At 44.4% G+C, this 26,955-nt stretch carries 26 protein-coding genes; 21 read left to right on the top strand and 5 right to left on the bottom strand.

Translation table 11 applies throughout. The features are described from left to right. The first annotated feature begins 1 nt into the window (after nucleotide 1). Together ACMXYO_RS11565 and ACMXYO_RS11560 are read left to right on the top strand one after the other, a co-directional pair. Nucleotides 2-1,453, top strand: a complete 1,452-nt coding sequence (locus ACMXYO_RS11565; RefSeq protein ID WP_415885261.1) for a nickel-dependent hydrogenase large subunit — start codon at nucleotides 2-4, stop codon at nucleotides 1,451-1,453. Nucleotides 1,454-1,520: 67 nt separating this feature from the next. Further along, nucleotides 1,521-2,390 (top strand): patatin-like phospholipase family protein, encoded by an 870-nt coding sequence (locus ACMXYO_RS11560; protein ID WP_415885260.1) that lies wholly within the window; start codon nucleotides 1,521-1,523, stop codon nucleotides 2,388-2,390. On the opposite strand, the gene ACMXYO_RS11555 is transcribed toward ACMXYO_RS11560, so the two are convergent. Together ACMXYO_RS11555 and ACMXYO_RS11550 are read right to left on the bottom strand one after the other, a co-directional pair. Then, nucleotides 2,371-2,733, bottom strand: a complete 363-nt coding sequence (locus ACMXYO_RS11555; RefSeq protein ID WP_415885259.1) for a DOPA 4,5-dioxygenase family protein — start codon at nucleotides 2,731-2,733, stop codon at nucleotides 2,371-2,373. The genes ACMXYO_RS11560 and ACMXYO_RS11555 overlap by 20 nt on opposite strands. 67 nt (nucleotides 2,734-2,800) lie before the next feature. After that, a complete protein-coding gene (locus ACMXYO_RS11550) occupies nucleotides 2,801-4,435 on the bottom strand; it encodes a methyl-accepting chemotaxis protein (protein WP_415885258.1) in 1,635 nt (544 codons plus the stop codon). A 418-nt stretch (nucleotides 4,436-4,853) separates the two neighbouring features. Between ACMXYO_RS11550 and ACMXYO_RS11545 the strand changes: the two genes are divergently transcribed. Next, entirely contained in the window at nucleotides 4,854-7,097 is a 2,244-nt protein-coding gene (locus ACMXYO_RS11545; RefSeq protein ID WP_415885257.1) for an ABC transporter substrate-binding protein, read from the top strand. A 60-nt stretch (nucleotides 7,098-7,157) separates the two neighbouring features. Here the strand turns inward: ACMXYO_RS11545 and ACMXYO_RS11540 are convergent, their stop codons facing one another. Further along, nucleotides 7,158-8,261 (bottom strand): phosphoribosylaminoimidazolesuccinocarboxamide synthase, encoded by a 1,104-nt coding sequence (locus ACMXYO_RS11540; RefSeq protein WP_415885256.1) that lies wholly within the window; start codon nucleotides 8,259-8,261, stop codon nucleotides 7,158-7,160. A 107-nt stretch (nucleotides 8,262-8,368) separates the two neighbouring features. After that, nucleotides 8,369-8,602, bottom strand: a complete 234-nt coding sequence (locus ACMXYO_RS11535; protein WP_415883966.1) for a hypothetical protein — start codon at nucleotides 8,600-8,602, stop codon at nucleotides 8,369-8,371. A gap of 274 nt (nucleotides 8,603-8,876) precedes the next feature. Here ACMXYO_RS11535 and ACMXYO_RS11530 point away from each other — a divergent pair, with 274 nt between their 5' ends. Genes ACMXYO_RS11530 through ACMXYO_RS11460 form a run of 15 tightly spaced genes read left to right on the top strand, consistent with a single transcriptional unit; the run spans nucleotide 8,877 to nucleotide 22,379 of the window. Continuing rightward, a complete protein-coding gene (locus ACMXYO_RS11530; protein WP_415885255.1) occupies nucleotides 8,877-9,515 on the top strand; it encodes a HyaD/HybD family hydrogenase maturation endopeptidase in 639 nt (212 codons plus the stop codon). Nucleotides 9,516-9,532: 17 nt separating this feature from the next. Further along, the gene (locus ACMXYO_RS11525) at nucleotides 9,533-9,820 is read left to right on the top strand and encodes a HypC/HybG/HupF family hydrogenase formation chaperone (protein WP_415885254.1); all 288 of its coding nucleotides are present in this window, start codon (nucleotides 9,533-9,535) and stop codon (nucleotides 9,818-9,820) included. Nucleotides 9,821-9,831: 11 nt separating this feature from the next. Continuing rightward, nucleotides 9,832-10,263, top strand: coding sequence for a hypothetical protein (locus ACMXYO_RS11520; protein ID WP_415885253.1), 432 nt, complete (start codon nucleotides 9,832-9,834; stop codon nucleotides 10,261-10,263). A gap of 12 nt (nucleotides 10,264-10,275) precedes the next feature. After that, nucleotides 10,276-11,145, top strand: a complete 870-nt coding sequence (locus ACMXYO_RS11515) for a hydrogenase expression/formation C-terminal domain-containing protein (protein ID WP_415885252.1) — start codon at nucleotides 10,276-10,278, stop codon at nucleotides 11,143-11,145. Then, the gene (locus ACMXYO_RS11510) at nucleotides 11,142-11,366 is read left to right on the top strand and encodes a rubredoxin (protein ID WP_415885251.1); all 225 of its coding nucleotides are present in this window, start codon (nucleotides 11,142-11,144) and stop codon (nucleotides 11,364-11,366) included. Before ACMXYO_RS11515 ends, ACMXYO_RS11510 begins: the two co-directional genes overlap by 4 nt. A 2-nt stretch (nucleotides 11,367-11,368) precedes the next feature. Further along, a complete protein-coding gene (gene hybE / locus ACMXYO_RS11505; RefSeq protein ID WP_415885250.1) occupies nucleotides 11,369-11,905 on the top strand; it encodes a [NiFe]-hydrogenase assembly chaperone HybE in 537 nt (178 codons plus the stop codon). 8 nt (nucleotides 11,906-11,913) lie between these two features. Then, the gene (locus ACMXYO_RS11500; protein WP_415885249.1) at nucleotides 11,914-13,032 is read left to right on the top strand and encodes a nickel-dependent hydrogenase large subunit; all 1,119 of its coding nucleotides are present in this window, start codon (nucleotides 11,914-11,916) and stop codon (nucleotides 13,030-13,032) included. Nucleotides 13,033-13,043: 11 nt separating this feature from the next. Then, on the top strand, nucleotides 13,044-13,376 hold the full coding sequence (hypA, locus tag ACMXYO_RS11495; RefSeq protein WP_415888098.1) for a hydrogenase maturation nickel metallochaperone HypA: 333 nt from the start codon (nucleotides 13,044-13,046) through the stop codon (nucleotides 13,374-13,376). Continuing rightward, nucleotides 13,376-14,299: a hydrogenase nickel incorporation protein HypB gene (gene hypB, locus ACMXYO_RS11490; protein ID WP_415885248.1), complete on the top strand. Its 924-nt coding sequence runs from the start codon at nucleotides 13,376-13,378 to the stop codon at nucleotides 14,297-14,299. Before hypA ends, hypB begins: the two co-directional genes overlap by 1 nt. After that, the gene (locus ACMXYO_RS11485; RefSeq protein WP_415885247.1) at nucleotides 14,299-15,753 is read left to right on the top strand and encodes a sigma-54-dependent transcriptional regulator; all 1,455 of its coding nucleotides are present in this window, start codon (nucleotides 14,299-14,301) and stop codon (nucleotides 15,751-15,753) included. Before hypB ends, ACMXYO_RS11485 begins: the two co-directional genes overlap by 1 nt. A gap of 11 nt (nucleotides 15,754-15,764) precedes the next feature. Continuing rightward, the gene (gene hypF / locus ACMXYO_RS11480) at nucleotides 15,765-18,179 is read left to right on the top strand and encodes a carbamoyltransferase HypF (protein ID WP_415885246.1); all 2,415 of its coding nucleotides are present in this window, start codon (nucleotides 15,765-15,767) and stop codon (nucleotides 18,177-18,179) included. Beyond that, nucleotides 18,170-18,418 carry a HypC/HybG/HupF family hydrogenase formation chaperone gene (locus ACMXYO_RS11475; protein WP_415883977.1) on the top strand — a complete coding sequence of 83 codons (249 nt, stop codon included), beginning with the start codon at nucleotides 18,170-18,172 and terminating at the stop codon, nucleotides 18,416-18,418. The genes hypF and ACMXYO_RS11475 overlap by 10 nt, the downstream gene beginning before the upstream one ends. After that, nucleotides 18,415-19,572, top strand: coding sequence for a hydrogenase formation protein HypD (hypD, locus tag ACMXYO_RS11470; RefSeq protein ID WP_415885245.1), 1,158 nt, complete (start codon nucleotides 18,415-18,417; stop codon nucleotides 19,570-19,572). Before ACMXYO_RS11475 ends, hypD begins: the two co-directional genes overlap by 4 nt. A gap of 15 nt (nucleotides 19,573-19,587) precedes the next feature. Then, nucleotides 19,588-20,634, top strand: a complete 1,047-nt coding sequence (hypE, locus tag ACMXYO_RS11465) for a hydrogenase expression/formation protein HypE (RefSeq protein ID WP_415885244.1) — start codon at nucleotides 19,588-19,590, stop codon at nucleotides 20,632-20,634. Beyond that, nucleotides 20,634-22,379 carry a hydrogenase maturation protein gene (locus tag ACMXYO_RS11460; RefSeq protein ID WP_415885243.1) on the top strand — a complete coding sequence of 582 codons (1,746 nt, stop codon included), beginning with the start codon at nucleotides 20,634-20,636 and terminating at the stop codon, nucleotides 22,377-22,379. Before hypE ends, ACMXYO_RS11460 begins: the two co-directional genes overlap by 1 nt. A gap of 100 nt (nucleotides 22,380-22,479) precedes the next feature. On the opposite strand, the gene ACMXYO_RS11455 is transcribed toward ACMXYO_RS11460, so the two are convergent. Continuing rightward, nucleotides 22,480-23,421 (bottom strand): LysR family transcriptional regulator, encoded by a 942-nt coding sequence (locus ACMXYO_RS11455; RefSeq protein ID WP_415885242.1) that lies wholly within the window; start codon nucleotides 23,419-23,421, stop codon nucleotides 22,480-22,482. 69 nt (nucleotides 23,422-23,490) lie between these two features. On the opposite strand from ACMXYO_RS11455, the gene maoP reads away from it, so the two are divergent. The 3 genes from maoP to ACMXYO_RS11440 all read left to right on the top strand — a co-directional run bounded on the left by maoP (nucleotide 23,491) and on the right by ACMXYO_RS11440 (nucleotide 26,946). Next, nucleotides 23,491-23,760, top strand: coding sequence for a DUF413 domain-containing protein (gene maoP / locus ACMXYO_RS11450; RefSeq protein ID WP_415885241.1), 270 nt, complete (start codon nucleotides 23,491-23,493; stop codon nucleotides 23,758-23,760). 119 nt (nucleotides 23,761-23,879) lie between these two features. Further along, the gene (gene gshB / locus ACMXYO_RS11445; RefSeq protein ID WP_415885240.1) at nucleotides 23,880-24,917 is read left to right on the top strand and encodes a glutathione synthase; all 1,038 of its coding nucleotides are present in this window, start codon (nucleotides 23,880-23,882) and stop codon (nucleotides 24,915-24,917) included. After that, a complete protein-coding gene (locus ACMXYO_RS11440) occupies nucleotides 24,901-26,946 on the top strand; it encodes a flavohemoglobin expression-modulating QEGLA motif protein (protein ID WP_415885239.1) in 2,046 nt (681 codons plus the stop codon). The genes gshB and ACMXYO_RS11440 overlap by 17 nt, the downstream gene beginning before the upstream one ends. The last annotated feature ends 9 nt before the right edge of the window (nucleotides 26,947-26,955 follow it).

Raw genomic sequence — 26,955 nt, 5'->3', positions numbered from 1 at the left:
TATGAGCCGAATTGTTGTGGGGCCTTTCAATCGTGTGGAAGGTGATCTAGAAGTTAGCTTAGATATTGCTGATGGGCAGGTTAGTGGGGCGCGGGTGAACTCTCCTATGTTTAGAGGGTTTGAGCGGATTATGCACGGGCAAAATCCGATGGATGCGTTGGTATATACCCCACGTATCTGCGGCATCTGCTCGGTAAGTCAATCAGTCGCTTGTGCCAGAGCATTAGCGGATATGATGCAGCTCGAAATGCCAGAGAATGGTGAGCTAGCGACCAACCTCGTGTTAGCTAACGAAAATATGACGGATCTGCTGACCCACTTTTACTTGTTCTTTATGCCTGATTTTAGTCGCGATATTTATGCAGGTGAGGATTGGTTTTCGACTGTGAGTAAGCGATTTAAAGCTAAAACGGGTACAGCAACACGCGCTATGCTTCCGGCTCGAGCTGAGTTTCTGCATCTGATGGGATTGATGGCGGGTAAGTGGCCACATACCTTAAGCCTTCAGCCAGGTGGGACAACGAAACCAATCGAATCTCAAGAAAGGATTAGACTGCTAACTATTTTGTCTGCGTTTAGAGGATTTCTTGAAGAGCAGCTCTTTGGTGCAGATCTTGAAGAGATCGGTGAGTTAGATTCTCTATCAGCGCTGGAACAATGGTATTCAGAGGAGCATTGGAGTCAGAGCGATTTCCGAACGTTCTTACATTTAAGTGCTGATTTAGAGCTGAAAAGTTTAGGCCGCAGCACTAACCAGTTTTTAAGTTATGGAAATTATCCCCTACAGGGCGAGCCGATGTTTAAATCGGGGGTAAATTTTCATGGAGAGACAGGCGTATTAGCGACAGGTTCTATCACAGAAGACCTAGCATACTCTTGGATGGAATCTGAGCCCGAACCATTACCACCTCAAGAGGGTAAAACTAACCCGTCTCTTGCTAATGAAGACGCTTACACTTGGTGTAAAGCACCAAGATTTAATCGCCAAGTCATGGAAGTCGGCGCACTTTCCCGGCAGCTTATTAATGGTCATCCGCTTATCTCTGACCTTGTTAACCGTTCTGGTGGTAATGTTGAGAATCGTATTATTGCCAGATTGCTGGAGCTTGCACTAGTGATTCCTCAAATGCAGAAATGGGCAACGCAACTTAATCCGCAGGCTGAATTCTGCCACCATGGGCAAATGCCAAAAGAGGGTTCAGGCGTAGGTATGATTGAGGCGGCAAGGGGAAGCTTGGGCCATTGGATCAATGTTGAAAAAGGCAAAATTAGTAATTACCAAATCATTGCACCTACAACATGGAATTTCTCACCGAGAGATGGGCAATCTGTCCCAGGGGCTTTAGAGCAAGCTTTAGTAGGAGCACCTGTTCACGAAGGAGAAAAAGAACCAGTGTCTGTACAGCATATAGTTCGTTCTTTCGATCCTTGTATGGTCTGTACGGTTCATTAAAACTGTTTCATTGTGAATAGATCATAGTGTTTTTCGGAATAATATCGAAGTAAGGAATGCTTAGTTTATGAAAGATCAGTCAATTTCCTTAGTACTGGGTAGCGGTGGTGCTAGAGGTCTAGCTCATATAGGTATTATTCATGAGCTGGAACAAGCTGGATATAAGATTGAATCGATCTCCGGTTGTTCTATTGGCGCTTTGATTGGTGGGGTATACGCTGCTGGAAAATTAGCTGAATTTGAGGCTTGGGTCCGGGCGATTGATAAGACGGATATCCTAAGTTTGCTCGATTTGACGTGGCGATCTGATGGCCTTGTGAAGGGCGATAAGATAATGGACACCTTAGTCCAGTTAGTCGGCGATTGGAAAATTGAAGATCTGCCTATTCGATTTACTGCAATCGCTGCTGATATCGACGATGAAAAAGAGGTTTGGATGAGTTCTGGATCTCTTTTTGATGCGATCCGGGCGTCTATTTCGTTACCGATGTTCTTCTCTCCCGTACCGTATCGAGACTCTTTCCTTGTTGACGGCGGGATTCTAAATCCGGTTCCTATCGCGCCTTGCTTTAATGATCAAACCGATCAGATCTTTGCAGTAAATTTAGGCGGCGCTGTTGAACATGGACTCTTTATTGAAGAGAGACATGAAGAGGAAACGGATCTTAGTTTCAAAGAGCGGGTGCATAGCTTTGTCGAAAAATTATATAAGTCAGATGAAGAGGAAGGTCGCTCATTGAGTATGTACGATGTTGCTCATCAGGCCTTCGATACCATGCAGGGAACTATTGCTCGGCAGAAGTTAGCGGCTTATCCGCCAAATGGCGTCATTGAAATCCCTCGAAATGCCTGCGGTATCTTGGAATTCCATAAAGCTGAGCCACTTATCGAGCTTGGCAAGCAGCGTGCGCGCGCTTTTATTGCAACGCTGGATTAGATTGTTTCTGTCGTTCAATAAAGATAGATAGATCTATTTCGTAAGATTTTCCTAACCACATGACGTAATCACGGTGATCTTTAAGGTCATCCCCAGTCACTGGGTGAATAAGGACATCGAGATTGTCTCTATGGTAATTCAGCCATTGGACAACTTCCGCGAACTGGTTGCTACTAAAACTCAGTTGGCAGCTGCCTGTTGGGTGAGGGCCTACCGGCTTTTGATGAAGCCTACCTGCTTTTACCTCTAACGCTTCGCTCGCTTTTTGCACAAGTGTTTCGGCATCGGTGTATGTAGATTCATCGAAATATATGTGGGCGTGATAGGCGTTAAATAGTTGCATAGATTAATCCCTACAAATAAAAAAGCGCCCTGATTATAGGGCGCTTTCAGTAGCTGAGTCAGAAATATTAAATCTTGAACTGACTCACTTTTCCATTCAGATCGACAGATAGGCGAGATAATTGCTCGCTGGCTGCTGAGATCTGAGTTGCACCGTCTGCTGATTCTTGCGAAGCGTCATTGATAGCAACGAGCGATCGGTTTATCTCTTCGGCTACGCTGGTTTGCTCTTCACTGGCAGAGGCGATATGAGTATTCATATCAGTAATCATACCCACGGCTTCAGAGATGCCTTGCAGTGCATCACCGGCTTCAGATGCTTTGCTACCCGCTTGTTCTGCTTCGCGCTGGCTCTGTTCCATTGCGGATACAGCAGTTCGTGTACCGGATTGTAAGCGCTCAATTGCGTTTTCAATCTCGGTAGTAGATTGCTGAGTACGCTGCGCCAATGTTCTAACCTCATCCGCTACTACGGCGAAGCCTCGACCTTGATCACCCGCACGGGCCGCCTCGATTGCAGCGTTCAGTGCCAGAAGGTTAGTCTGTTCCGCAATATCGTTGATTACGCCAATGATCGAGCCAATACTCTCACTGTCGTTCTCAACTGCGGTAATACGCTCGGAAACCTGCGATACGTTACCCACAAGAGAATTTGTAGAGGCTACAGCTGCGGATACGATCTCGTTACCTTGTGAGGCTTGCTCAAGCATCATGCGAGCTTGGCTATCAGCATGTTCAGCATTGGTTGCCACGTCTTGAGAGGTAGATACCATCTCGTTCATAGCGCTCGCTACTTGCTCAATTTCAAGGCGCTGGTTATTGATGCTTTGGTTCGCTTGGGAGCTAATTGAAGACATCTGTTCCGCTGCAGAAGCTAGTTGATGAGTTGCATTACCTATATCACCAATCAGCTTGCGCTGGTGGCCTAACATCTTGTTAAAGTTCGAGCTGATCTCAGTGAGTTCATCGTTACCTTGCACTGGTACGTCAGCGGTTAGGTCTGATTGGCTAGCCACTTTATCCATCGATTGGCTTAGCGCATCTAGCGGATTACGGATAGAGTGGTATACCAATTTGCTTAGAATGCTCAGTAGGACTACAACAGCTGCGCCCAAAGCGACCATGACTATGATTGCTGTATCGTAAGCATCGCTGATGGTTTCACGCTCTTCAGAAGCTACACGAAGCTGAAGGCTAATTAGTTCTGCAATTTTTTCACTGATTGGATCAATGGTGTCATACAGCGGGCCATCGAAATCTTGTAGCTGACCGGCAATGTTACCGCTGCTCATTGAGCCCATAGCGCTTTCAAGTCTATCCAAAGATTGGTTTGCCGCTATAAATAGGGTTTCAGCTTCTTTAGCTAATTGTGCTTCTTCAGCAGTAAGTGTAGTGGCCATATATTTCTGCCACTTTTCAGAAATTTCGGCACGTGCGTCTTTAACGCCTTTCAAAGCTTCTTCACCGGTCATAATCCCAGCATTAGCTTTGTTAACGGCATCGATAACAAAAACCGCATAATCATCTGCGATGAGTTTTAGATCTTCAAGAGGTACCACTCGGTCTTCATAGATACGCGCAACCCCATCGTCTGACTGTTTTAGTTCATACAGAGAGGTGGCGATAATGATGGCTACAGCAATAACCGGGAGTATGGAAGTAAGAACGAGCTTAGTGCGAATGCTCAAACCGCTTAATAACATTATATGTCCCCACGACGTTCGGAGAAAAAATCAATAATGCCATGAACAATCAAGTTCGATCCCTGGCTGGTCCCCCACAGACCAAACAGTAATCCAACTACTGTTTACATCCATTGTTATTATAGTTATAGCCGTTAGATCTTTTATTACAACAATTAATTAAGTTTATACTTTAATATTTAACATACTGATCATTTTTTGTATTAATTTTTGTAGGAACTGTATGTTTTTCATGCAGTTAGTTAGTGTTCAATAAAGAAGCTAAGTAAGACGTATCTACAGTTAATAGAGATCACTGCAATACATCTAATCAGATGGAGGTGATAAAATTAAAAAGAAATTAAACTTGCTAAGTTTTATTTACTTTTGTCTGTTCTACACTAGAAAAAGCGCATTACTGTTGTCTAAGGAATACTCAATGGGCACTTTTGTTCGAGTGATCTTATTTTTCTTTTTCGTTACCTCTGTACACGCCCAAGAACAAATAAGTTTGCAGTTGTTATGGAAACATCAATTTCAATTCGCCGGTTATTATATGGCGATCGAAAAAGGTTTCTATGCAGAAGAAGGTCTAGATGTCTCACTGAAAGAGTTTGATTTCGGTATCGATCTGGTAGGGGAAGTTACATCGGGTAATAGTCAATTTGGGGTAGGGCGTACCTCGTTATTGATTGATAAAAATGCGGGTGCTGACGTGGTTGCAATGTTTGCTGCCTATCAGCAGTCACCGTTGATGCTTTTAAGCAGAAAGGACTCAGACATATTACTTTCGTCCGATCTGAAGGATCGGAAGATCATGATTACCAATGATGCTAAAAAAGTCGGTGAAATCATTGCTATGCTATTGCAGGCAGGTATTACTTTATCCGATTTCGAACAGCAGCAGCATAGCTATAATGTACAAGATCTGATTGATGGCAAAACAGATGCAATAGCATCTTATATTTCTAATGAGCCCTACTTAATGGATCAGCAAGGGGTTGAGTACAATATCATTCATCCTAAGGATTACGGTTTTGATATGTATTCGGATATTCTATTTACCTCCCGCGAGTACATTGAGAAAAGGCCTGAAATTGTCGATAAGTTTTATCGTGCATCGATTAAAGGCTGGATGTATGCCTTTGATAATATTCAAGAAACTGCCCAAGTTATTTTTGATAGTTATAACTCTCAAGGAAAAAGTATCGATGCCTTGGTCTTTGAGGGAGAAGAACTTAAGGAAGTTGCCTTTGATAAGGATGGTAATTTTGGCACATTATCGGTGAATAAATTCAACGAGATGGCTCAGGTCTATCTCATCACTGGTAGTATTTTCCTTGGCTATGACTTCTCTGATTTTGTCTACCGCCCACCTAGTAATCTTTTTCGTCTAAGCCAAGCTGAATTGGCCTATATTCAAAATCGCGGCAAAGTTAAGGTCTGTGTTAATCCGAATTGGTATCCGTACGAGTCATTCCAGAATGGCGGACATGTAGGAATGGCGGCTGATTATCTCAGGTTGATCTTGGGTAACTTGAATATACCCTTTGAGGTTATACCCACAAAAACCTGGAGTGAGACTATTCAGTATGCGAAAACAGATAGATGTGAAGTTATTGCTGGGGCGATGCAGACGATCAATCGCAGTAGTTATCTAGAATTTTCTCATCCCTATTTGAGCGTTCCTGCTGTTGTTGCTTTAAAGGCTGATAGTGATGCTCAGTCATTGCCTAATATGACCATAGGTGTGGTCGATAAATCTGCGTTTCATGATATTTTGCGTGACCGTTATCCGGGTATGACAATCGTACCGGTCAGAGAAAATCGAGAGGGTATTCGCATGTTACTCTCCGGTGAAATCGATGGTTTTGTTGGAGGGCACACCAGCATTACCCATGTTCTGCGTTCACAACAGATAGATAATATAGTGTTGAGCGATCAATTACGCGATAACTGGGATATCAGTGTTGCAGTTGGTCAAGATAGCTCTCCTTATTTAATGAATGCGATAAATAAATCGATTGCGTCTATTTCTGCTGAAGAGCATAAAAATATCTATCGACGTTGGGCTCAGATCGAACATAAGCATTCTGTTGATTATCGCTTGTTGTGGGGAATTTTAGCGGTTGTTGCTGTGTTGGCAGGTCTTGGGTTATATCGTTATCTTCATATGCTTTCTTACAACAAAATGCTCCAGACTATTGCTGAAAAGGATGCATTAACAGGGATTTTAAGTCGAGGTAAACTGCGCACTGAGCTTGAAGAGTTTACTTCGTTGGCACAGCGCCATGATTGGAAGTTATCGCTGATATTTTTTGATATTGATGACTTTAAAGGGATAAACGATACCTACGGGCATGTTAAAGGCGATAAAGTGTTAATAGAGCTAACAGCGTTGGTATCAGCTAAGTCTCGTAAAACGGATCGTTTTGGGCGTTGGGGTGGAGAGGAATTTCTATTTTTGATGCTAGAAACAGACCTGCAAGATGCCGGAGCTATAGCAGAGAAGTTTAGAGGGGCGATAGAAAAATATGACTTTGGCTTGCCTGAAGCTGTGACCAGTAGTTTTGGTGTTGCTCAATATTCTAAAGGTGAGAGTATTGAAAGTTGGGTAGGGCGAGCTGACAGTGCCTTATATCGAGCCAAAGGCGATGGCAAAAATTGCGTACGCTTGAACTAAAACGAAAAAAGGCCGCTTAAAGTAAGCGGCCTTTTTTCGAGCTGGGATCGTAACAAATGATTAATCGATCAATTGGTACTCATCGCGCAGAATCTCAATAATCTCCGCTTTAGGATTATCAGATTGTTGTAGCTTTTGACCGATAATCTTTTCAGCAATACCTACATAAGTGTCAGAAACTTTTTGGATCAAAGCAGCTGGCAGCTCGTTGTCGCGTGCAAGGGCATAGCGCTCTTCCATACGGTCTTTGTTTACTAGAATATCTGAGTCAGGGAAGTGGTTTAGCAGTTCCTGACGGAAAACCTCTTTTGAGTTCTCGATCACTTCGCCTTCACGATAAGCTTCTCCATCCCAAATGCGAGAGGAATCAGGCGTGCCAACTTCATCCATGTAGATAAGCTTGTCATTGCCTTCAGCATCAGTGACATAACCAAACTCAAATTTGGTATCTACAAAGATCTGATCGAGCTTGCTTAGTTCACCGCTGATTACTTCAAAGCCTTCTTTCAAAAGCTTTTCATATTGTTCAACATCATCAGCTTGCAGGAACTTGAATGCTTCGAAATTATTGACGATGTCATTACGAGTAATGTTTACATCATCTACCTCAGGAACACCCGGAACACCTTTCAGAATACCTTTGGTTGATGGTGTTATAAGCAGCTCAGGTAGCTTTTGATCTCTTTCTAGGTCTTCAGCAATTTGAATGCCACAGAATTCACGTTCGCCTTTTGCGTATGCGCGCCACATTGAACCAGTGATGTATTGACGGCAGATCGCTTCGATCATAATAGGTTTTGCTTTCTGAACAATCCAAACCAGTGGGTGAGGGATGTCTAGAATATGGCTGTCAGCAAGACCGTTTTCTCGGAACAGTTTAAACCAGTGGTTAGAGATTGCGTTTAGCGCAGCGCCTTTGCCAGGTACGCCTTGCATGCCGCCTTCACCTGTCCAGATGCATTCAAAGGCAGAAATGCGGTCACTAATCACCATGACTGCAAGTTCAGCACCTTCATGAACGTTGTAGCCTTTCTCTTTGATCAGGCGTTGGCTGTCTTCTTTTGTTAACCAATAAACAGAGCGAACTTTGCCGCTATGGACTGGTAGATCAGTACGAATAGGGAGATCGTTATTAACAGCCAATACTTTATCAGCAAGACCCATGGAAAATGTCCTGTATCTAGAAATAAATCGTGTAAATGCTTTATGCGCGATAAAGCGTGAAAATCGTTTTGCTACAAACTATCACGTTACATTCATTAGATGCCATTTTAGGAATAGCGTTTGGCATCGCGAAGCAGTGAGCTTAAATCTAAACCTTGTATATCTGCGAGTGCTTCCAAGTCGTTGGAGTTTCGCGGGGGTAGTTTTTTAAGTCGCTCTCGTTCAGCTTTCTTTTGTTCTACTTTCTGTAACAGCTTGTTATGAATGGCGTCCAATTGCTCTGATGAAAGTGAAGCGAGCCGACTGAATAACTCATCTTCAGTCATGTGGGAATTGATCACTCCGAAACAGCAAAAAAATCGAAGGACAGTATAGCAGAACTGGATGTTATACGACCAATAACTTATGTGAAACCCTATGGGTGGTAAGTAAGTTTTCGGTTTTGTTGTAAATTGAAAGGTTTTATTCTGGTTGGCTTGTGTTTCCTGTTTGTCTGTTTGCTTGAGAGTGAGGCGTCACGGGCGTTTGATTCATTATTAATGACTTGGCACATTCTTTGTAAATTGATTCTGCAATAACAAAAATAATTTAAAGACAGAGTCGGGTGTGCTGTAAATGATAGAAGATACGCTCTATCAAGATAAAAAAGTGCTTATCCTCGGAATAGGCAATATCCTCTGGGCGGATGAAGGGTTTGGTGTACGTTGTGTCGAAACGCTGAATCAAAACTACCGCTTTTCAAATAAAACCAAGTTAATGGACGGTGGAACGCAAGGGATCTACCTTGTGCAACATGTGCAAGCTGCTGATGTGCTTGTCGTGTTTGATGCCATCGACTACGGTTTGGAACCGGGTACGTTAAAAGTCATACATGATGATGACGTGCCTAAGTTTATGGGGGCTAAACAGATGAGCCTTCATCAAACTGGTTTTCAAGAAGTGTTGGCCATGGCTGAGTTTACAGGCAGCTATCCAAAGCACTTGCTCCTCATCGGTTGCCAGCCAGTTGAATTAGAAGACTTTGGCGGCAGCCTGCGTGAATCTGTTCGCGTTCAAATCGAGCCTGCCATTCAGATCGCTCTAGCTTACCTTAAAAAATTAGGGGTTGAGCCAATGGGCGATAATTGCACTCCTGAAGAGTTGGCCCCGGGTGAGTTGGGATTAAATTCATATGAGGGTGGTCGACCATCTGAATATGAAGCTTTTCGACAGGGTGATCCACGATTTATTAAGTCGACCGAAGGTACCAGTTAATGTGTCTTGGCATACCAATGAGAATTGTATGCTGTGATGGATTATCGGCGGAGTGTGAAAATGGAGACCAGATTGAGCGTATCGATCTGTCCCTATTAGGTGACCAACCTGCAGGCACTTGGGTTCTCGTTTTTCTGGGGGCTGCTCGTGAGGTATTGACCGAACAAAGGGCTGCAGAAATTCGCAACGCACTCACTGCTGTTCAAGCCATTATGCAAGGGGATACCGCTGATGTTGATCGGTTGTTTTCTGATTTAATCGAGCACCCCCCGCAGTTGCCACCCCATCTACAGAATAAAAAATAAGAGAGCTGGATATGACTTCTCCACTGATAGAGCAGTTGATTGTTGAAAGGGGCTATCCGCTCCTTAATGAAGAGAGTTTTGAGAGTTTCATTAAAGATCAAAAATACACAGTTTTGTTCTGTACAGAGCAGGCTCATCGTTTCCCAGAAAGTAATGATGTTGCAGTGATTCTTCCTGAGTTGGTAAAGCGTTTTCCTGAGCTAACGCCTGCGATTATAGCACCTGAGTATGAAAAGAAGGTTCAAGGGCGATACAACTTTACCGTTTGGCCCTCCTTAGTGTTTTTAAAAGAAGGGCGTTATTTAGGAACCATCAGTAAGGTTCAAGATTGGGATATCTATCTTGCCGAAATTCCAAGCATTCTTGCATTAGAACCCCGTCGTGATCCGGGTATTGGCATACCTGTGGTGGTTAATCCTGTTCAATCTGCTTGTGGTCAGTAAAAGGTGAGTAATATGGAAAACAATGGTATCCCTCTAGTCAATGTTCCAATGGGGCCGGGTAGCCAAGAAGAAGGTGATATGGTTTTAGACTATATGAAGATGCCTTCAGAAATGGATAGCTATGATATTCCAATCTTGCCAGAACCTGAGCAGGCAGCGGAGTGTCCTCAAGCACTTGCTGTGATGGAGCAGTTACAACATCACCTTAAAACCTATCGCATTGGTGATGAACCTCCTGTTATGTTGCTATCAGCAATGCCAGAACCTGATCTGGATCTGATTAACCAGATTTTGGGCGAGGGTGAAGTCAGTTTGACTCTATCGGGTGAGACAGAGATCAAAGCACAAGAAACGGTGTTAGCGGGTGTATGGCGCTTAAGAGAATTTGATAAAAACGGCGATGTTATTCGTGAATCGATCGAAGTTGCGGATGTGCCCTCTGTCAGCCGAGAGCAAGCTTTTCAATCATTTCAGCCTTTGAATGCCGAGCAGTTGCAGATTCCAGATGGTGTATTGAATGCTCCGTCTGTTTTGATTGAAATCGCCGAGGCTTCATTGGTCTACAGTACGCAAGCTGAAAAACCTGAAGCACCACATGTGATTAATCTATCGCTCCTGCCATTTTCACCACAAGATCACAGCTATCTGGACCAAGTTGTAGGGCAAGGCCCAGTGACAATCCTATCGCGTGGTTATGGTAACTGCCGTATCACCTCAACTTGTGTTGATGGCTTATGGCGAGTTCAGTATTTCAACAGTACCGATCAATTGATTCTAGATACCTTAGAAATCACCGATATTCCTCTAGTTGCTTGCGCGGCCCCAGAAGATCTAAATGATTCGTATGAACGCTTGATTGAGATCCGTGAGGTTCTGGTATGACAAGCTATCAAGGATTCGAAGGTAGTTACTTAGGAGACAGTGATCGTATAGCTGATGATGCACGCCTAGAGTGCAAAATTTGTTGGCATGTTTACGACCCAGAAGCAGGGGATGATATTTGGCAGATCCCAGCTGGTACACCTTTTAGTCAGCTTCCTGATCATTGGCGCTGCCCTGAATGCGATGGTGAAAAAGACCAATTTATGGTGATGGACGATTAGCGGTGGATCTATTTCAACAACTGAAAGCTAGTTATCAAGAGGCTGCTCTCACTATGGCTGAGTTGGAGTTTTATAACTCCGCTTTGCAAGTAGATGTTGTTGAAGGCTCTGTTCTTGAAGGAAGTTGTTTAGCTGTACTGATTACCCCTTGGTGTATGAACCTGATTCTGATCTCCGAAGAAAAGCCAGAATATGATCAGGCTCAAGTGGGGAGCAAAAAGATTGTGTCGCTGCCTTCTGGAAGCTATGAATTTTTGTATGCTGGAAGTGAGGCCTTAGGGGCGTACGGCAGTTGTTCTCTGTTTTCTCCAATGCTTGAGTTTGCTGATCAAGAGGCCGCGGTTCTTATAGCAGAAGAGGTGCTGAAAGCAGTATTGAATACTGAAAACTGTGGCAAGACTGATCTGCAATTAGCTAAAGAAGCGCAAAAAAGAGAACAGGAAGAGCGAACTGACAACCCGAGTGTCGTTCGCGCCAAAAGCAAAGAAGGTCTAAGTCGACGTAAATTTATGACTGCAGCCTTTGCAGACGAGCCTTAGGTGACTCTATGGACGGTAGTTTTAATCTTGCAGGTAAAATCAATGTGGGGGTGGATTATCTCGACGGATGTATTCGCAACGTAAATGTTAAGTCCTCGCGACCTACTGAATTAACGCGTCTATTAGAAGGTAAAAGCCCAAAAGAGGTAGTACAGCGAGTTCCTTTACTGTTCAGTCTCTGCAGTTGTGCTCAAACCATTGCAGCATTAACAGCGATTGAATCGGTACAAGGGAAAACATGTGATGCCGATGTATTGCAGGCTCGTAAATTATTACTGCTTGCGGAAACGACAAAAGAGCTAGGTCTGCGTTTAGGGCGTGATTGGTTGGGCAGCGAAAAGCTATTAAATTTGCCTGAGCTTTTAAATTGGTTTGCTGACTTTCGAACACGGCTGTCTTGGTGTTTGCGGTTAAATCCTTTTATGCCGGAAAAGCGTTTCCCGCTACCGCGTTTTATTAGTGAGCTCGAGGGTATGTTGAAAAGCTTTACAGGGCCTGATGAACTGCAGTTTAAAGAAGCGGTATATGCGCAAAGCCAGACACACCCTATCGGAAAAGCGGTTGCAGATCTGAGTGATAGATATGATGGCATTAATCTAGGACCGTCTTGTCCAGAAATGGACTTGTCGAGTGACTACTTGGATTGGCAACTGAAGCAGAAGGGGCAACGCTTCTGTGCCTTGCCTCAAGGTGAGGGTGGTTGTTTTGAAACAAGTATCTGGACACGTAATTGTAAGCGTTCAATGATTAAAGAATCGAGGCTACTTACGATCAATCCCATTGCTCAGAGATTTTTGGCATTGTTGTTAGAGTTAAAGGCGATGCCTCATCGGCTTTTACAGGTCGATGATGAACTGCTTATCAGATCCGATAAACCCGGTTTTGCTTGGGTTGAGGCTGCAAGAGGCGCTTTAATCCATCGAGTGAACATCAGCCGTCATAACGAAGGTGAGCAAATCGATCAGTATCGTATTATTGCGCCGACAGAGTGGAATTTTCATCCGCAAGGAACACTGGTCAGTATGCTTGAAGGCGTTAGGGTTCCGGAAGATAAAGCAGCGGATCTGGTGGGTAAACTAATATTATCAGTAGACCCATGTGTAGCTTATGAAGTTGAGGTCAATTAATCGTGCATGAGATGTCGATTGCGGAAGGCATTGTCCAAGTGCTGGAAGATCAAGCCAAAGAGCAGCAGTACGATCGAGTAAAAACTGTTTGGCTAGAACTTGGCCCTTTATCAATGATAGAAACAGAAGCGTTAACGTTTTGTTTTGAAGCGGTAACGCGTAGTACCCTCGCTGAGGGTGCTGAACTAAAAATAATAAATATACCTGGTGAGGCATTCTGTATGCAGTGCTTGAAAAACGTTCCAATTAGCCAACGCTACGATAGTTGCCCTGAGTGCGGCAGTTATCAACTTCAAGTCGTCCAAGGGGACGAGATGCGAATTAAAGAGCTGGAGGTGGAATAATGTGTACTGTTTGCGGTTGCGCTGAAGGCAATGTAAAGATCGACGGTCAGCATACACATGAGCATTCTCATCATGAGGGTGCTCATCATGATCATTCTCATAGCGAGCATAAGCATCATCAGGGTCATGACGATAATGTGATCGAGAAGCAAGGTGAAGATCTGCATTTTGGCAAAGGCCCAGCTCATGCCCATGTAGCGGATATGAGTCAAAGCCGTATGGTGCAGATTGAACAGGATATCTTAGGTAAGAACGATCGCTATGCGCAGATTAATCGGGCGCGTTTTGAAGCGCAAAGCTTGTTTGTTCTCAACCTAGTCTCTAGTCCGGGTTCGGGTAAAACAACGCTACTGACAGAAACTATCAATCGCTTAAAAGAATCGCGCAAAGTTGCGGTGATTGAAGGTGATCAGCAAACCGCTAATGATGCTGACCGCATTCGAGAAACCGGTGTGCCTGCAGTACAGGTTAATACGGGTAAAGGCTGTCACTTAGATGCTCACATGGTAGGTCATGCGTTAGATAACTTAGATGATCTGCAAGGTGGTTTCCTCTTTATTGAGAATGTCGGCAACCTTGTTTGTCCTGCAGCATTTGATCTTGGTGAAGCACATAAGATCGCTATTTTGTCTGTGACCGAGGGTGAAGATAAACCGCTCAAGTATCCAGATATGTTCCATGCTGCTGATCTTATGATTCTGAATAAGACGGATCTGCTACCGCATTTAGATTTTGACGTGGAAAAATGCATTGAATTTGCGCGCCAAGTAAATCCAGAAATTAAAGTACTAAAACTGTCTGCGAAGTCTGGCGAGGGTATGCAGGAGTGGCAGGAATGGTTAGAGCAAAATCGAAAAGGGATGATTCAGACACGGATTGATCAGCTGAAGTCTGAAATCCATCAGTTTGAGGCCCTTCTCTAATGCCTACTCGAAAACGACCTTTAGTACTTTGTGTAGACGATGAGGTGCGCTCTTTAGAAACGCTAGAGCGTACCTTAGATGAAGAATTTGATGTTCTGACAGCGACAGGTGCGGATCAGGCGTTTCATCTGCTAGAGCAACATACATTTCATGCCATTCTCTGTGATCAGCGTATGCCAGGGAAGACTGGTGTAGAGTTTTTAACTGAGGTTCGTGAGCGTTGGCCACAAACGGCACGACTAATCCTATCCGGTTACACCGATTCTGAAGATATCATTAAAGGCTTAAATGAAGCCGGAATCTTGCAGTACATCACTAAACCTTGGCACCCAGACAACCTTCTGCTTATTCTTCGTGGAGCTTGTCGTCTGTATGAATTACAGAATGAAAATGAACTACTGTCGATGGAGATGCGGCACTCCGCTTCTCAAGTAGAGCAAAATGTTAAAGAGAAAAAACAGCATCTCAAACAGACTTACCAATTGGATGAAATTCGCAGACATTCGACGAGTCCATTAAACGACCTGTGTGAACAGGCTGCGAAAATTGCCCCTTATGATGTCTCGGTTTTAGTGACTGGGCCTTCCGGTGCCGGTAAAGAGCTGTTTGCTAGAGCGCTTCACTACAACAGTTTACGAGCAGAGCGTCCTTTTGTGGTTGAAAACTGCGGTGCTATGCCGGATGAGTTGTTAGCTTCAGAGTTATTTGGGCATAAGAAGGGCTCGTTTACTGGGGCGATTACAGATCATGTTGGTTTGTTTGAACGCGCTGATGGCGGCTCGATTTTTCTAGATGAGATCGGTGAAATTAGCCCCGCTTTTCAGGTGAAATTGTTACGTGTTCTACAGGAACGAGAAGTTCGTCGTCTAGGCGAACACCAGCGTAGAAAGGTAAATGTTCGCGTGGTGGCCTCTACCAACCGTGATCTAGAAGAAGAGGTCAGAGCAGGCCGATTCCGTCAGGACCTATACTTCCGATTGGCCGAAGTTACCCTTGAACTGCCAGCATTAGAGCGTAGAGCTATGGATATCCCTGTATTAGCTGAAGACTTCTTGGCTAAATCGGTTCAAGAGTTTGATAAGCCAGCAAAAGGTTTTACTGACGAAGCGTTAGATTGCATGCGCCGTTATTGCTGGCCGGGTAACGTTAGGGAACTGCAGAACGAGATTCGCCGCATGTTGGTGTTAGCAGAGGATGAGTGGTTATCCGCGGATTTGCTGAGTCCTCGTGTGTTACGTGCAGCGCCGGTTGAAGAGACTGCCGAGACAGAAGTGCTGGCTTGCTTGGATGGCACATTAAAAGAGCGTATCGAAACCTTGGAAAAGCGTATTTTAAGGGAAACACTTATTCGTCATCGTTGGAATAAAAGTCAGGCTTCAAGGGAGCTTGGATTGTCCCGAGTTGGACTTCGCTCCAAGCTGGAACGATATGGCCTGAATAAAGATTTCCATTAAAAGATCAGAGCATGAGTATGGCAGTTTCAGCGTTGCATATAGAAATTCGAGGTCAAGTACAGGGGGTTGGCTTCCGTCCCTTTGTGTATAACCTCGCGCAACGCTTTGGGGTGATCGGATCTGTGGCGAATGGTCCAAAAGGGGTGACGATCTTTGCTCAAGCCGACAAGGCTCAACTTGATCAGTTTGTTGCTCAACTGACGTCTGAACAACCTTCGATTTCAGAGATAGAATCTCTAGATGTTAGCTCTATTGCAATAGAAACAGGTCTGACCCAGTTTAAAATCATTCAGAGTGAGCAGGGAGAACTCGATCTTTCTGTTACACCGGACGCTGCGGTATGTCAGGACTGTTTAAGTGAGCTGTTCGATCCAAACAATCGCCGCTATCTATACCCGTTTATTAATTGTACTCACTGTGGCCCTCGCTACAGTCTAATCACGGCTTTGCCTTACGATCGCCCCAATACCACTATGGCGAAATTCCGGTTGTGTCATTGTTGTGATTCGGAATATACCGATCCTGTGGATAGACGATTCCATGCCCAGCCTACTGCATGCGGTGAATGCGGCCCGCAACTCAGTTTTTATGCTGAAGATGGGCAACAATTGCAGTGTGATGATCCAGTTGCACAAACAATTGTATTGATCCAACAGGGCAAAATAGTTGCGATAAAAGGTGTGGGAGGTTTCCATCTGGCTTGCGATGCTCGAAACCCAGAAGCAATTAGACGGTTACGAGAGCGTAAACATCGCGATGAAAAGCCTTTAGCGGTCATGGCGGCTAACCCTGAATCTTTGCAATCCTATGTTGAGCTAACGGATCAACGGGTACAAAGACTCAAAGCGATGGATGCGCCTGTTTGTCTCGTACCGAAGCGCGAAAAGCCGGCTTTCGATTCTAAAGAGCCATTACCTGAAGAGTTAGCACCTGATCAAGCGTGGCTAGGTGTGATGCTACCTCATTCGCCTCTACATTATTTGTTGTTTCACAGAGCAGCTGGCAGCCCAGAAGGAATTCATTGGATCGCGGAAAAACAGGATCTACTCCTAGTGATGACCAGTGCAAACCGCAGTGGCAACCCTCAAGTAATCGACAACGCAGAAGCGCTAACTCAACTGCAGGGGATAGCTGATGGCTACCTGATGCATGATCGTGATATTCACACCCGTTGCGATGATTCTGTAGTGTCGATTATTGCTGAGCAACGTGGTGAGCTGGTCAGGCGTGGCCGAGGGTTATCGCCGCAATATATTAAGTTACCTTTTGCAACCGATGCGCAGTTACCTTCTGTTTTGGCGGTTGGAGCATACTTTAAAAATACGGTCTGCCTGACCAAAGGTAATCGTGCATACGTATCGCAGTATATAGGTGATCTTGATAACCCTGAGTGTTGCCGCCAGCTCAATCATACTGTCGAGCAACTAAGCGCTATGTTGGACATCCAACCGGATCTTGTGGTTGCCGACCTTCATTCTGAGTTTTACAGCACTGGATTTGCTCAACGGTTTAGCCAAGAGCATCAGATACCAATGTTGCAGGTTCAGCATCATCATGCCCATATTGCTGCAGTGATGGCAGAGTGTGGTGTTCAAGAGCCTGTGCTTGGTCTAGCCCTAGATGGCTTGGGTTTGGGTGATGATGGCACGCTTTGGGGCGGAGAGCTGTTCAAGGTTAGCAGGGGAGATTATCTGCGTCTATCTAGTTTAAACCCAATCCCTCTACCCGGAGGAGACAGTGCTGCAAAAGAACCGTGGCGGGTAGCTTCAGGTGTATTGTTTCAGTTAGATCGAACAGAGCAGATTGAAGCTCGTTTTGGTGACCACAAAGCAGCTCCTATGATCAGCCAGTTGTTACAGAAAAATATCAATACACCGATGACCAGCAGTACAGGGCGGGTATTTGATGCGGTGGCTGCCTTACTAGGATTGAAAGAGATAAATGCTTATGAGGCACAAGCGGCCATGGCGCTTGAATCAGCAGCTTATCGTTACCTTAAATCACACCCATGGCCGAACGAAGCATTACTGATTGAAACGAAGCAGTCTCCTTTAAATTTAGAGCCATTATTTGTCCGTTTACTTGATTGTGAGGATCAAGGGTACGGCGCAGCTTTGTTTCATCAACAGCTAATCACAGCGCTACCGCGTTGGGTGGCTGATAGCGCAGTAAAAGAAGGGATCAATAAAGTGGTATTAGCGGGAGGCTGCTTTTTAAATCAGCTTCTACTTCAAGGGGTCACCGAGCAGTTAGAGGCTCAAAATTTACAAGTGATTACGGCACAAAAACTGCCATGTAATGACGGTTCTATATCGCTAGGGCAAGCACAGATCGCCTTAGAACGAGCTAACTTGGCTCGTCAAAACAAAAATAAGAACGACAAGAGCAAGAACAAGAATAATGAGAGAGAGTCGCTATGTGTTTAGCCATTCCTGTTCGTATTGAAGAGATTATTGATACCGAGTCTGCAATTGCAGATATAGGTGGGGTGAGAAAAGAGATCAATATAGCGCTGATTGCCGATCTGGCTGTAGGAGACTACGTCATTATGCACGTAGGCTATGCACTGAATAAGATTGATCCAGAGGAAGCTGCTCGAACCTTAGCGTTGTTTGCAGAGTTAGACGAACTTGAGCAGCAACAAGCGATAGAGGCATCACAATGAAGTATGTTGATGAATATCGCGATGGCGCACTAGCTCAAGAGATTGCAGCCAAAATTGCTAAAGAGGTCGATCCTGATCGGGATTATCACTTTATGGAGTTTTGTGGTGGACATACCCATGCAATCTTCCGCTATGGGATTCCTGATCTGCTACCTAGCAATGTGAAAATGATTCACGGCCCAGGTTGCCCGGTGTGCGTACTGCCGATTAATCGCTTGGATTCAGCCATCGAATTGGCGGTTACGCATAAAGTTATTCTCTGTTCTTACGGCGATATGTTGCGTGTGCCGGGTTCACGTAAACGTAGCTTGCTAAAAGCTAAAGCGGAGGGGGCGGATGTACGGATGGTGTATTCCTGCATGGATGCTCTGCGTATTGCGCAAGATAACCCAGACCGAGAGGTCGTGTTTTTTGCCATAGGTTTCGAAACGACAACCCCGCCGACCTCTCTAGTGATTCGACAGGCACAAAAGCTAGGTTTGAAGAACTTTACCGTCTTTTGTAATCACGTTCTGACCCCAGCTGCTATCAGTAATATATTGGAATCTCCAGAGGTTAGAGAACTGGGTATTCTGCGCTTAGATGGTTTTGTCGGACCGGCTCATGTAAGTACCGTGATTGGTTCACAGCCTTATTACTATTTCGCCGAAGAGTATCAAAAGCCTGTGGTCATAGCGGGGTTTGAGCCGCTGGATGTGTTGCAGGCGATCTTAATGTTAGTAAGGCAGGTCAACGATGGTCGTGCGGAGATTGAGAATGAGTTTTCCCGCGCGGTGACTTATGAGGGCAATGTTCAAGCGAAATCCATCGTGGCAGATACCTTTGAACTGCGCCGCTCATTTGAATGGCGAGGCTTAGGTGTTGTGCCTTATAGCGCTTTGCGTATTAAAGATGCCTTTGCCGAATTTGATGCCGAAAAGCGTTTTACGGTTGAGTATCGCAGTACACGAGAAAATAAAGCTTGTGAGTGCGGCGCGATCTTACGCGGCGTTAAATCCCCACGGGATTGCACTTTGTTTGGCGATCCTTGCACACCGGAGAACCCTTTGGGGTCTTGTATGGTATCCAGTGAAGGGGCTTGTGCGGCTTATTACAGCTATGGTCGCTACCAAGAAAATACCTTCGCATCTGATAAAACCCACCCCGCAGCCTGATTTAGAGAGTTTTTCATGAATACACAAACGATTTATACATCAGAGCTCGATCTGGTTAAGGGCAAGGTAGAGATGGCCCATGGTAGTGGTGGCAAGGCGATGGCCCAGTTGATTGATCAGCTGTTCCTACAAGCGTTTTCAAACCCTTGGCTAGAGCAGATGAATGATCAGGCAAGTTTTAGTTTGCCTGCCGGTAAAGTAGTGATGGCAACGGATAGTCATGTGATCTCACCGCTCTTCTTCCCCGGTGGCGATATAGGCTCATTATCGGTGCATGGCACGGTTAACGATGTTGCTATGTCCGGCGCTACGCCTAAATATCTGTCAGCAGGTTTTATCTTGGAAGAAGGCTTCCCACTGGCTGATCTGAAGACCATTGTAGATTCTATGGCTAAGGCTGCTGAAGAGGTCGGGGTGGCCATCGTGACCGGTGATACCAAGGTGGTTGAGCGGGGCAAAGGCGATGGCTGCTTTATCAATACAACCGGTGTTGGCGTAATTGAGGGCGGATTGGATTTTGGTGCGAATCAAGTGAAACCGGGAGATAAAATATTAGTGTCCGGTACCTTGGGAGATCATGGCGTTGCCATTATGTCTTTGCGTGAAAATCTAACGTTTGAGACGACGATTGAATCGGATTCTCAAGCGCTACATGACCTTGTTGCAGATATGGTTGAAGCTGTCCCTGAGATCCACTGCCTTCGAGATCCTACGCGTGGAGGTTTGTCTGCCACGCTGAACGAGATCGCTCAGCAGGCCCGAGTGGGTATGCAGATCTTCGAAGCGCAGCTGCCGGTAAAAGCACAAGTTCAAGCTGCCTGCGAATTCCTTGGGCTAGATCCGTTGTTTGTTGCCAATGAGGGTAAGCTGGTAGCTTTCTGCCCTGCAGATAAGGCAGAGCAGCTATTAGAGGTGATGAAGGCGCACCCTAAAGGACAAGAGGCCGCGATTGTCGGTGAAGTGACTGACGATCCTTTGAGCTTTGTGCAGATGCAGACAGCCTTTGGTGGTAACCGTATGGTTGATTGGATCAACGGTGAACAGCTACCGAGGATCTGTTAATGCGTATCTTATTTTTAACCCACAGCTTTAATAGCCTGACTCAACGTTTGTTTGTTGAGTTACGCAGAGACGGCCACGATGTCTCTATTGAATTTGATATCAACGATGCAATAGCAGAACAGGCGGTGGAGTTGTTCAAGCCTGAACTTATTCTTGCACCGTTTTTGAAACGAGCGATTCCCGAATCTATCTGGTCTAAGTATCGCTGTATTATCGTTCATCCGGGTATCAAAGGTGATCGAGGTCCTTCCTCTGTTGACTGGGCCATATTGAATCAAGAAACCTCGTGGGGCGTGACTTGCCTAGAAGCTAATTCAGAGATGGACGCAGGCGATATTTGGGCGTCAGTCGGATTTCCAATGCGCAAGGCGAGTAAAAGCAGCCTTTATCGTAATGAGATCAGTGATGCTGCAGTGACTGCAGTAAAGCAAACGCTAGAACGTCTTCTATCGGGTGACTTTAAGCCGCAAAAACTGGATTACGATCAGCCTGATATATTGGGGCAGTGGAACTGTTTGATGGCGCAAAGCGATCGTAAGATCGACTGGCAAAACGATTCCACTCAAGAGATCTTAACAAAGATCAGAACAGCGGATTCAGCGCCGGGTGTGCAGGATCGAATCGGTGGGCAGGATTACTATCTATATAATGCTTTTCCTGAACATAGCTTAGGGCAAGAGCAGGCCGATGCAGGGGCTATCCTCGCTACTCGAGACGGTGCGATCTGTCTTAAAACCCGCGATGCTGCAGTGTGGGTAACCCATCTAAAACGCGTTAACCCAGAAGAAAGTGAGTTTAACTTTAAGCTGCCTGCGACTCACTTTTTAGCGAAGCAGCTTGCTTCGGCGCCTCAAGAACAATGTGTGCCAGAAATGCCACTAGCACCTGAAATTCAGCCGGATACAGTTACTTGGCAGGAGATTCGTTACCGCCAAGAAGGCGATGTAGGCTATCTCTATTTTGATTTCTACAATGGCGCTATGGATAGCGATCAATGTCAGCGCTTACAACAAACGGTGGCCTACGCAAAAGCCCAGCCAATCAAAGTGTTAGTGCTAATGGGAGGAGAGGAATTTTGGTCGAACGGTATTCACCTAAACCAGATCGAAGCAGCCGAGAGTCCTGCAGAAGAGTCGTGGTGTAATATCAATGCGATGAATGACCTCTGTTTAGAGATTATTAACTCACCTAATCAGTTAACCATGGTGGCTATGCAAGGCAATGCTGGAGCCGGTGGTGTCTTTTTAGCTTTAGCCGCTGACCAAGTAGTGGCGCGTAGCAATATCGTGCTTAACCCCCATTACAAGTCCATGGGCAATCTGTATGGCTCGGAATATTGGACCTATCTCCTGCCTAAACGAGTCGGAGATGAACAAGCGCAGCAATTGATGCAAAATCGATTACCGGTGTCCGCCTCTGAAGCGGAACAGAGTGGGCTAATCGATGCTTGTATCAATGAGAGCCGGGAAGGCTTTCTTAATCGAATCAAGGCCGATGCAAAGCATCTGGCTACATCCGTTGAATATGCGCAGCGTCTGGCGCTCAAGAACTTGCAACGTCAACAAGATGAGCTGCAAAAGCCATTACAGCAATACCGTGACGAAGAACTGAATCAGATGAAGCTTAACTTCTTTGGTTTTGATCCGAGTTACCATGTCGCTCGCTACCACTTTGTGGAAAAGCTACCCAAGGCTCGCACGCCAGCTTATCTTGCGAGCCACAGGGTGGTTAATAAATCGATGTGAAAAATCGAGTTTGAATTTGCATGTGTTAGTCGTTGTGCATAGATTAGACGTACCTCTTCGAGGTACGTCTATCTGCTATTGGTAATCTGTTATCTAGTTTCTATTCGATAGGTTGGAGTGTCGCTTCGGGTTTTAGCTCTACTTCATTTAATAGCTCTAGAATAGGCCCTATGTTTAAATTGTCTTTCATTGTTTTACTAAATACCGCATAAACGGAGCGTTTCACAGGTTTGACACCTTGGACTAAGTGCAACTGACCTTCTTGTAAGTAGCTTTCTATTTGGCTGACAGGTAAGAAAGCTGCTCCCCCGTTTGTTAATAAAAATTCTAATGCTATTTGGCTTTGCTCTGTGTGGAGTACAGGCGCTACCGGTTTCTTAAATAACTTAGCGTGTTTTAAGTTGAAAGCGGTTCCCCAATCTACAAAAACATAGCCTAAGTCATAGATATCACTGAATTTTGCAGCGTTTTTATTAGTCACTAAAGCCAACTCAATTTGGCCAATTTTATTAGTCTTAAGTTCAGCCATGTTAGGGGGATCTAATACAACGGCCATATCTAGCCTTCCAGCGATGAGTGCTCTGGTAAGCTCTAAGTGCGAGTTGATTTCCGTTCTAATCGATATTTGGGGAAAGGCCTCAGCTAATTTAGGCAATGTGGATTGTAAGAAAGTACCCCACAAATTCGAGATCCCTCCAAGGGATAAATGCATCTCTTGTTGCTCTGGTAGCCCTACGTCCTGAAGTGCGATCTGCCACGAAGCGAGAATGTTCTCTGCATGAGGAATTAGACGCTCCCCAGCATTTGTCAGCATAATGTTATTTCTTTGCCTAGAAAATAAAGGCAGTCCAACTAACTCTTCTAACTGACGTATTCGAAAACTAACGGCCGATTGTGTCAGGTATAAATTTTCAGCTGCTTTACCGAAATGCCTAGTTTTTGATACTTCTAGGAATGTTCTGAGCAGGCCTATATCCATAATTTTTCCATAAAAAAAATCGATTGAAATGATAAAAAAACATCGTTTTACAGTTAATAACACTGCATTAATAATTGCAACTGAAGGTAATTAAGCCGTTTGGCACCTTTAAATAAATGTTTAGGCCTAACAATGTTTCAAGTAGCTTTTTTGACTGAAAGTAGTTTCAGTGATCATGAAAATTATCCAGATGGGTTCTATAAAGGCGATGCTTTTACCGCAGAAGAGGCTGCATTGCTAGAAAAACATGGTCATGCATATTGCGCTTTCGCTACAGGTATCAGGCAGCCTGTAGTCCTTCTAGAAAGGGAATTTGTGGATTTTTGTAAGGGGGATAAACAACCTTCAAATATCCATGAGCGAACGTGGTTGCGTTATGTCTCAAAGGCTGCTGTTTTATAGTTAGACCTCAATATCTGAAATACGAAAGCAGCCTATGGACGAGAGTTCTCTTTTACATAGGCTGCTTTTTTTTGTCTTTTTCTTTTGATTAAAAATATAAATCGATATTTGGTGTGGAAATGAAAATTTGCTTTTTGATGTACCCATGGGAACGTATTTCACCTGAAAGTGATACTACTTTAAGGATGATCCATGAGGCTGCTTCCAGAGGTCATACCGTTGCGCTTACTACACCAAATAGTTTGACTGTCAGAGATAGCATAGCTCACGCTTTTTGTAATGTTTTGAGGCGTGATTCAAAGCTATCTAGCAATATTCCATCTTTTTATCGTAAGGCTGAATTTAAACGGTGCAAACTGCCCTTAGCCGGTTTTGACGTGATTATTATGCGTGCGAATCCACCTTTGGATACAGTCGCACTGAACTTTTTAGATTCCGTTCGAAATGATGTGTTCATTATGAATGACATTGATGGTCTGCGCGTCGCGAACAATAAACTTTATCCGGCTTCATTTAGTGGTGATGCCAGTCGCTTTGTGCCTGCGACTCATGTTTCAAAAAATCGTGAATACCTAGAGCAGGTTCTGAAGGACTCACCGACTGAAAAAATGATCATGAAACCGCTAAATGGTTTTGGTGGTCAGGGCGTTATCGTCATTGAGAAAAATGCGAGACAGAATTTCAGGTCATTACTGGATTTTTATATCGGATCGGGAGATTCGAGCAACTACGTTATTTTACAAGAGTATGTCACTGGAGCAGATCAAGGAGATGTGCGTATTCTAATGCTCAATGGTGAGCCTATAGGCGCAATGCGTCGAGTGCCTGCTGGAGATGATGTCCGCTCAAATATTCATGCTGGTGGTAAAGAAGTTAAACATCACCTTACTAAAGAAGAAAAAGAGCTTTGTCGCGCTATAGGGCCGCAATTGGTTCGTGATGGGCTCTATTTTGTTGGGCTTGATGTAATCAATGGGAAGTTGATAGAGGTCAACGTACTTAGCCCAGGCGGTATCACCCGTATCAATCGTCTTAATAGAGTGAAACTACAGAGTAAAGTTGTCGACTTTATTGAGAATGTTGTCTCAGCTAAAGAGCTGGTTTTGGAGCGTAAGAGCGCTTTCAGAAAGGTAATTGAAGATGCAGAAACTGTCTGAAAAAGAGATTTTAAAATTAATCTCTGAAGGTGCTTTCTTTGAATGTGAGCATCTAGATGGAGCCTTTGCATTGAAAGTTGAGGCATACACTCCGGCTGTTTGTGCTGCTGTTCACGATGGGCATAATTTCAGTAAAGAGTTGGTGCCTTTTTGTGCGTTATCTGAAGCTGAAAGGCTTTATGAAGAAGACCCCTTTACCGGTGAATTGATCGAATCAATGCCCATTACTTTAATTGGTAAGGATTCAAGATATGAGTATGACCTAAATAGGCCGTTGGCAAGATGTATCTACACCAAGGCTTGGGGTAAAGATGTTTGGGTTAAAAATCTGCCGAAGAGTTTGAGGCGTAAAAGCACTGAGAAGCACAAAGTTTTTTACCGCGTACTCGATGCGTTAGTTGCAAAAGTGGAAGAGCTTTTTGGGGCCTGCATTGTATTTGATGTGCACTCTTACAATTACAAACGAATAGAAAGGCAGGTACCTACCTTTAATGTGGGTACTGAACAGATTGATATTGATCGTTGGGGGCGTGTGATTGATAAATTTCGCGCATCTATGAGTAAGCTGGAACTATCAAATGAGACTGTTTCTGCTGCATTGGACGACGTTTTTTATGGCCGCGGCTATCTTATTTCTCACATCAACAGCCGATATGAAAATACCTTAGTCATTCCTTGTGAAGTCAAAAAGGTCTTCATGAATGAAGCTTCAGGCGAAAAATATCCAATTGTTCTTGATGAGCTTAAGTCAGGTTTTAAGCATGTGCTAAGTGATATCGGTGCATATTTCGCGAGAGCGCATTCTAAAAAGCCTAGGTTGCGCCGTTTAGATATGCTGTCTTCTAAATTGGATCCAGCGATCCTTAAAGTTGATAAGGAGTTGGCTAAGTTAGCGAAGGGTATGGAAACCCTCAATTATATTAATCCTGTCAATATTGCGCAGGAAAAACGAAAGTTCTTAGCTAAGAAAGGTAATTATCAACCTGAGTTTAGATATAAACCTCTAGCCATTAACCCTTATGAGTTTCGTGAAAAGCTGTATCGATTACCTGTTGATAAGATTCGAGACGTTGGTATTCAACAGATGTACTGCCAAGTGATCGATGGCCTCTCTAGCAAGATCGATTTATTGGTGAATGCGGGCAGTCCGCAGTTTGTCTACAGCTCATTACGATATTACGGCGAACCAAGCTTAGAAGATGAGGCTAATGCTCAATTTCTTTTACACGCGGCTAAATATGATCCGGAAACTGATAAGCGTATAGATGCTGCAGAGGCTGTGGAGTACTTCCGTTTGAAGGCCTCTGATTGGGGGATGAAGTGTAAAGTAGAGCTTTCCTCAAAAATAGTTGCTTCCGCAATGGTTTCCGGTGCGAAGCGTACCTTGTACGTAAATAAAGACGCTTTATTGACTGAAACAGAAGTAAACGCATTAGCGCACCATGAATTAGGTGTGCACATGGCAACAACATTGAATGCTGCCTCACAGCCTTTAAAAATATTCTCATTAGGGTTACCTGGAAACACGATGACTCAGGAAGGTTTGGCCATTCTGAATGAATTCCATAGCGGCAATATGTGCTTAACACGATTGCAGGGACTTGCGCTCAGAGTTATCGCTGTTAAAGAGATGCTTAAGTATGGTGATTTTCGTCATACCTACAGTTATTTACATGAAGAGATGAAAATGCCAACAGATGATGCGTTTAAATTATCTGTCCGAGTTCATCGTAGTGGTGGTTTGACTAAGGACTATCTATACCTTCGAGGTGTTAGTGAAGCTTTGAGGCTTTATAAAGATTGTGATATTAGCAGCTTATATGTGGGAAAAACGGGTTTTGCATACCTCGGTATTATCAATGAACTTATTGAAAGAGAACTGATTGCAAAACCTCAATTTGTACCTGAATACTTAGCTAAGCCTGAATTTGTCTCAGATATATTGAATTACCTTGTTTCCTCTATTAAGCCTACAGCTCCTGTTTGCTTGATGGATAACTTGTGCGGTGACTCTCGGGGCACTGCATAGGCTCCTTTG

Origin of the sequence: Neptuniibacter sp. QD37_6 (assembly GCF_047778085.1) — a bacterium.
GTDB lineage: Bacteria > Pseudomonadota > Gammaproteobacteria > Pseudomonadales > Balneatricaceae > Neptuniibacter.
The sequence above is the reverse complement of the archived record's forward strand: the minus strand, read 5'-3'. Positions and strand labels throughout refer to the sequence as shown.

Excerpts from the sequence above, each read along its gene's own strand:
- maoP (WP_415885241.1), top strand. The coding sequence starts at position 23,491 with ATGTTTCAAGTAGCTTTTTTGACTGAAAGTAGTTTCAGTGATCATGAA.
- ACMXYO_RS11530 (WP_415885255.1), top strand. The coding sequence starts at position 8,877 with ATGATAGAAGATACGCTCTATCAAGATAAAAAAGTGCTTATCCTCGGA.
- gshB (WP_415885240.1), top strand. The coding sequence starts at position 23,880 with ATGAAAATTTGCTTTTTGATGTACCCATGGGAACGTATTTCACCTGAA.
- ACMXYO_RS11440 (WP_415885239.1), top strand. The coding sequence starts at position 24,901 with ATGCAGAAACTGTCTGAAAAAGAGATTTTAAAATTAATCTCTGAAGGT.
- ACMXYO_RS11475 (WP_415883977.1), top strand. The coding sequence starts at position 18,170 with ATGTGTTTAGCCATTCCTGTTCGTATTGAAGAGATTATTGATACCGAG.
- ACMXYO_RS11565 (WP_415885261.1), top strand. The coding sequence starts at position 2 with ATGAGCCGAATTGTTGTGGGGCCTTTCAATCGTGTGGAAGGTGATCTA.
- hypF (WP_415885246.1), top strand. The coding sequence starts at position 15,765 with ATGAGTATGGCAGTTTCAGCGTTGCATATAGAAATTCGAGGTCAAGTA.
- hypB (WP_415885248.1), top strand. The coding sequence starts at position 13,376 with ATGTGTACTGTTTGCGGTTGCGCTGAAGGCAATGTAAAGATCGACGGT.
- ACMXYO_RS11545 (WP_415885257.1), top strand. The coding sequence starts at position 4,854 with ATGGGCACTTTTGTTCGAGTGATCTTATTTTTCTTTTTCGTTACCTCT.
- ACMXYO_RS11555 (WP_415885259.1), bottom strand. The coding sequence starts at position 2,733 with ATGCAACTATTTAACGCCTATCACGCCCACATATATTTCGATGAATCT.
- ACMXYO_RS11500 (WP_415885249.1), top strand. The coding sequence starts at position 11,914 with ATGGACGGTAGTTTTAATCTTGCAGGTAAAATCAATGTGGGGGTGGAT.
- ACMXYO_RS11560 (WP_415885260.1), top strand. The coding sequence starts at position 1,521 with ATGAAAGATCAGTCAATTTCCTTAGTACTGGGTAGCGGTGGTGCTAGA.
- hypD (WP_415885245.1), top strand. The coding sequence starts at position 18,415 with ATGAAGTATGTTGATGAATATCGCGATGGCGCACTAGCTCAAGAGATT.
- ACMXYO_RS11485 (WP_415885247.1), top strand. The coding sequence starts at position 14,299 with ATGCCTACTCGAAAACGACCTTTAGTACTTTGTGTAGACGATGAGGTG.
- ACMXYO_RS11525 (WP_415885254.1), top strand. The coding sequence starts at position 9,533 with ATGAGAATTGTATGCTGTGATGGATTATCGGCGGAGTGTGAAAATGGA.
- ACMXYO_RS11510 (WP_415885251.1), top strand. The coding sequence starts at position 11,142 with ATGACAAGCTATCAAGGATTCGAAGGTAGTTACTTAGGAGACAGTGAT.
- ACMXYO_RS11515 (WP_415885252.1), top strand. The coding sequence starts at position 10,276 with ATGGAAAACAATGGTATCCCTCTAGTCAATGTTCCAATGGGGCCGGGT.
- hypA (WP_415888098.1), top strand. The coding sequence starts at position 13,044 with ATGTCGATTGCGGAAGGCATTGTCCAAGTGCTGGAAGATCAAGCCAAA.
- hypE (WP_415885244.1), top strand. The coding sequence starts at position 19,588 with ATGAATACACAAACGATTTATACATCAGAGCTCGATCTGGTTAAGGGC.
- ACMXYO_RS11520 (WP_415885253.1), top strand. The coding sequence starts at position 9,832 with ATGACTTCTCCACTGATAGAGCAGTTGATTGTTGAAAGGGGCTATCCG.
- ACMXYO_RS11550 (WP_415885258.1), bottom strand. The coding sequence starts at position 4,435 with ATGTTATTAAGCGGTTTGAGCATTCGCACTAAGCTCGTTCTTACTTCC.
- ACMXYO_RS11540 (WP_415885256.1), bottom strand. The coding sequence starts at position 8,261 with ATGGGTCTTGCTGATAAAGTATTGGCTGTTAATAACGATCTCCCTATT.
- ACMXYO_RS11460 (WP_415885243.1), top strand. The coding sequence starts at position 20,634 with ATGCGTATCTTATTTTTAACCCACAGCTTTAATAGCCTGACTCAACGT.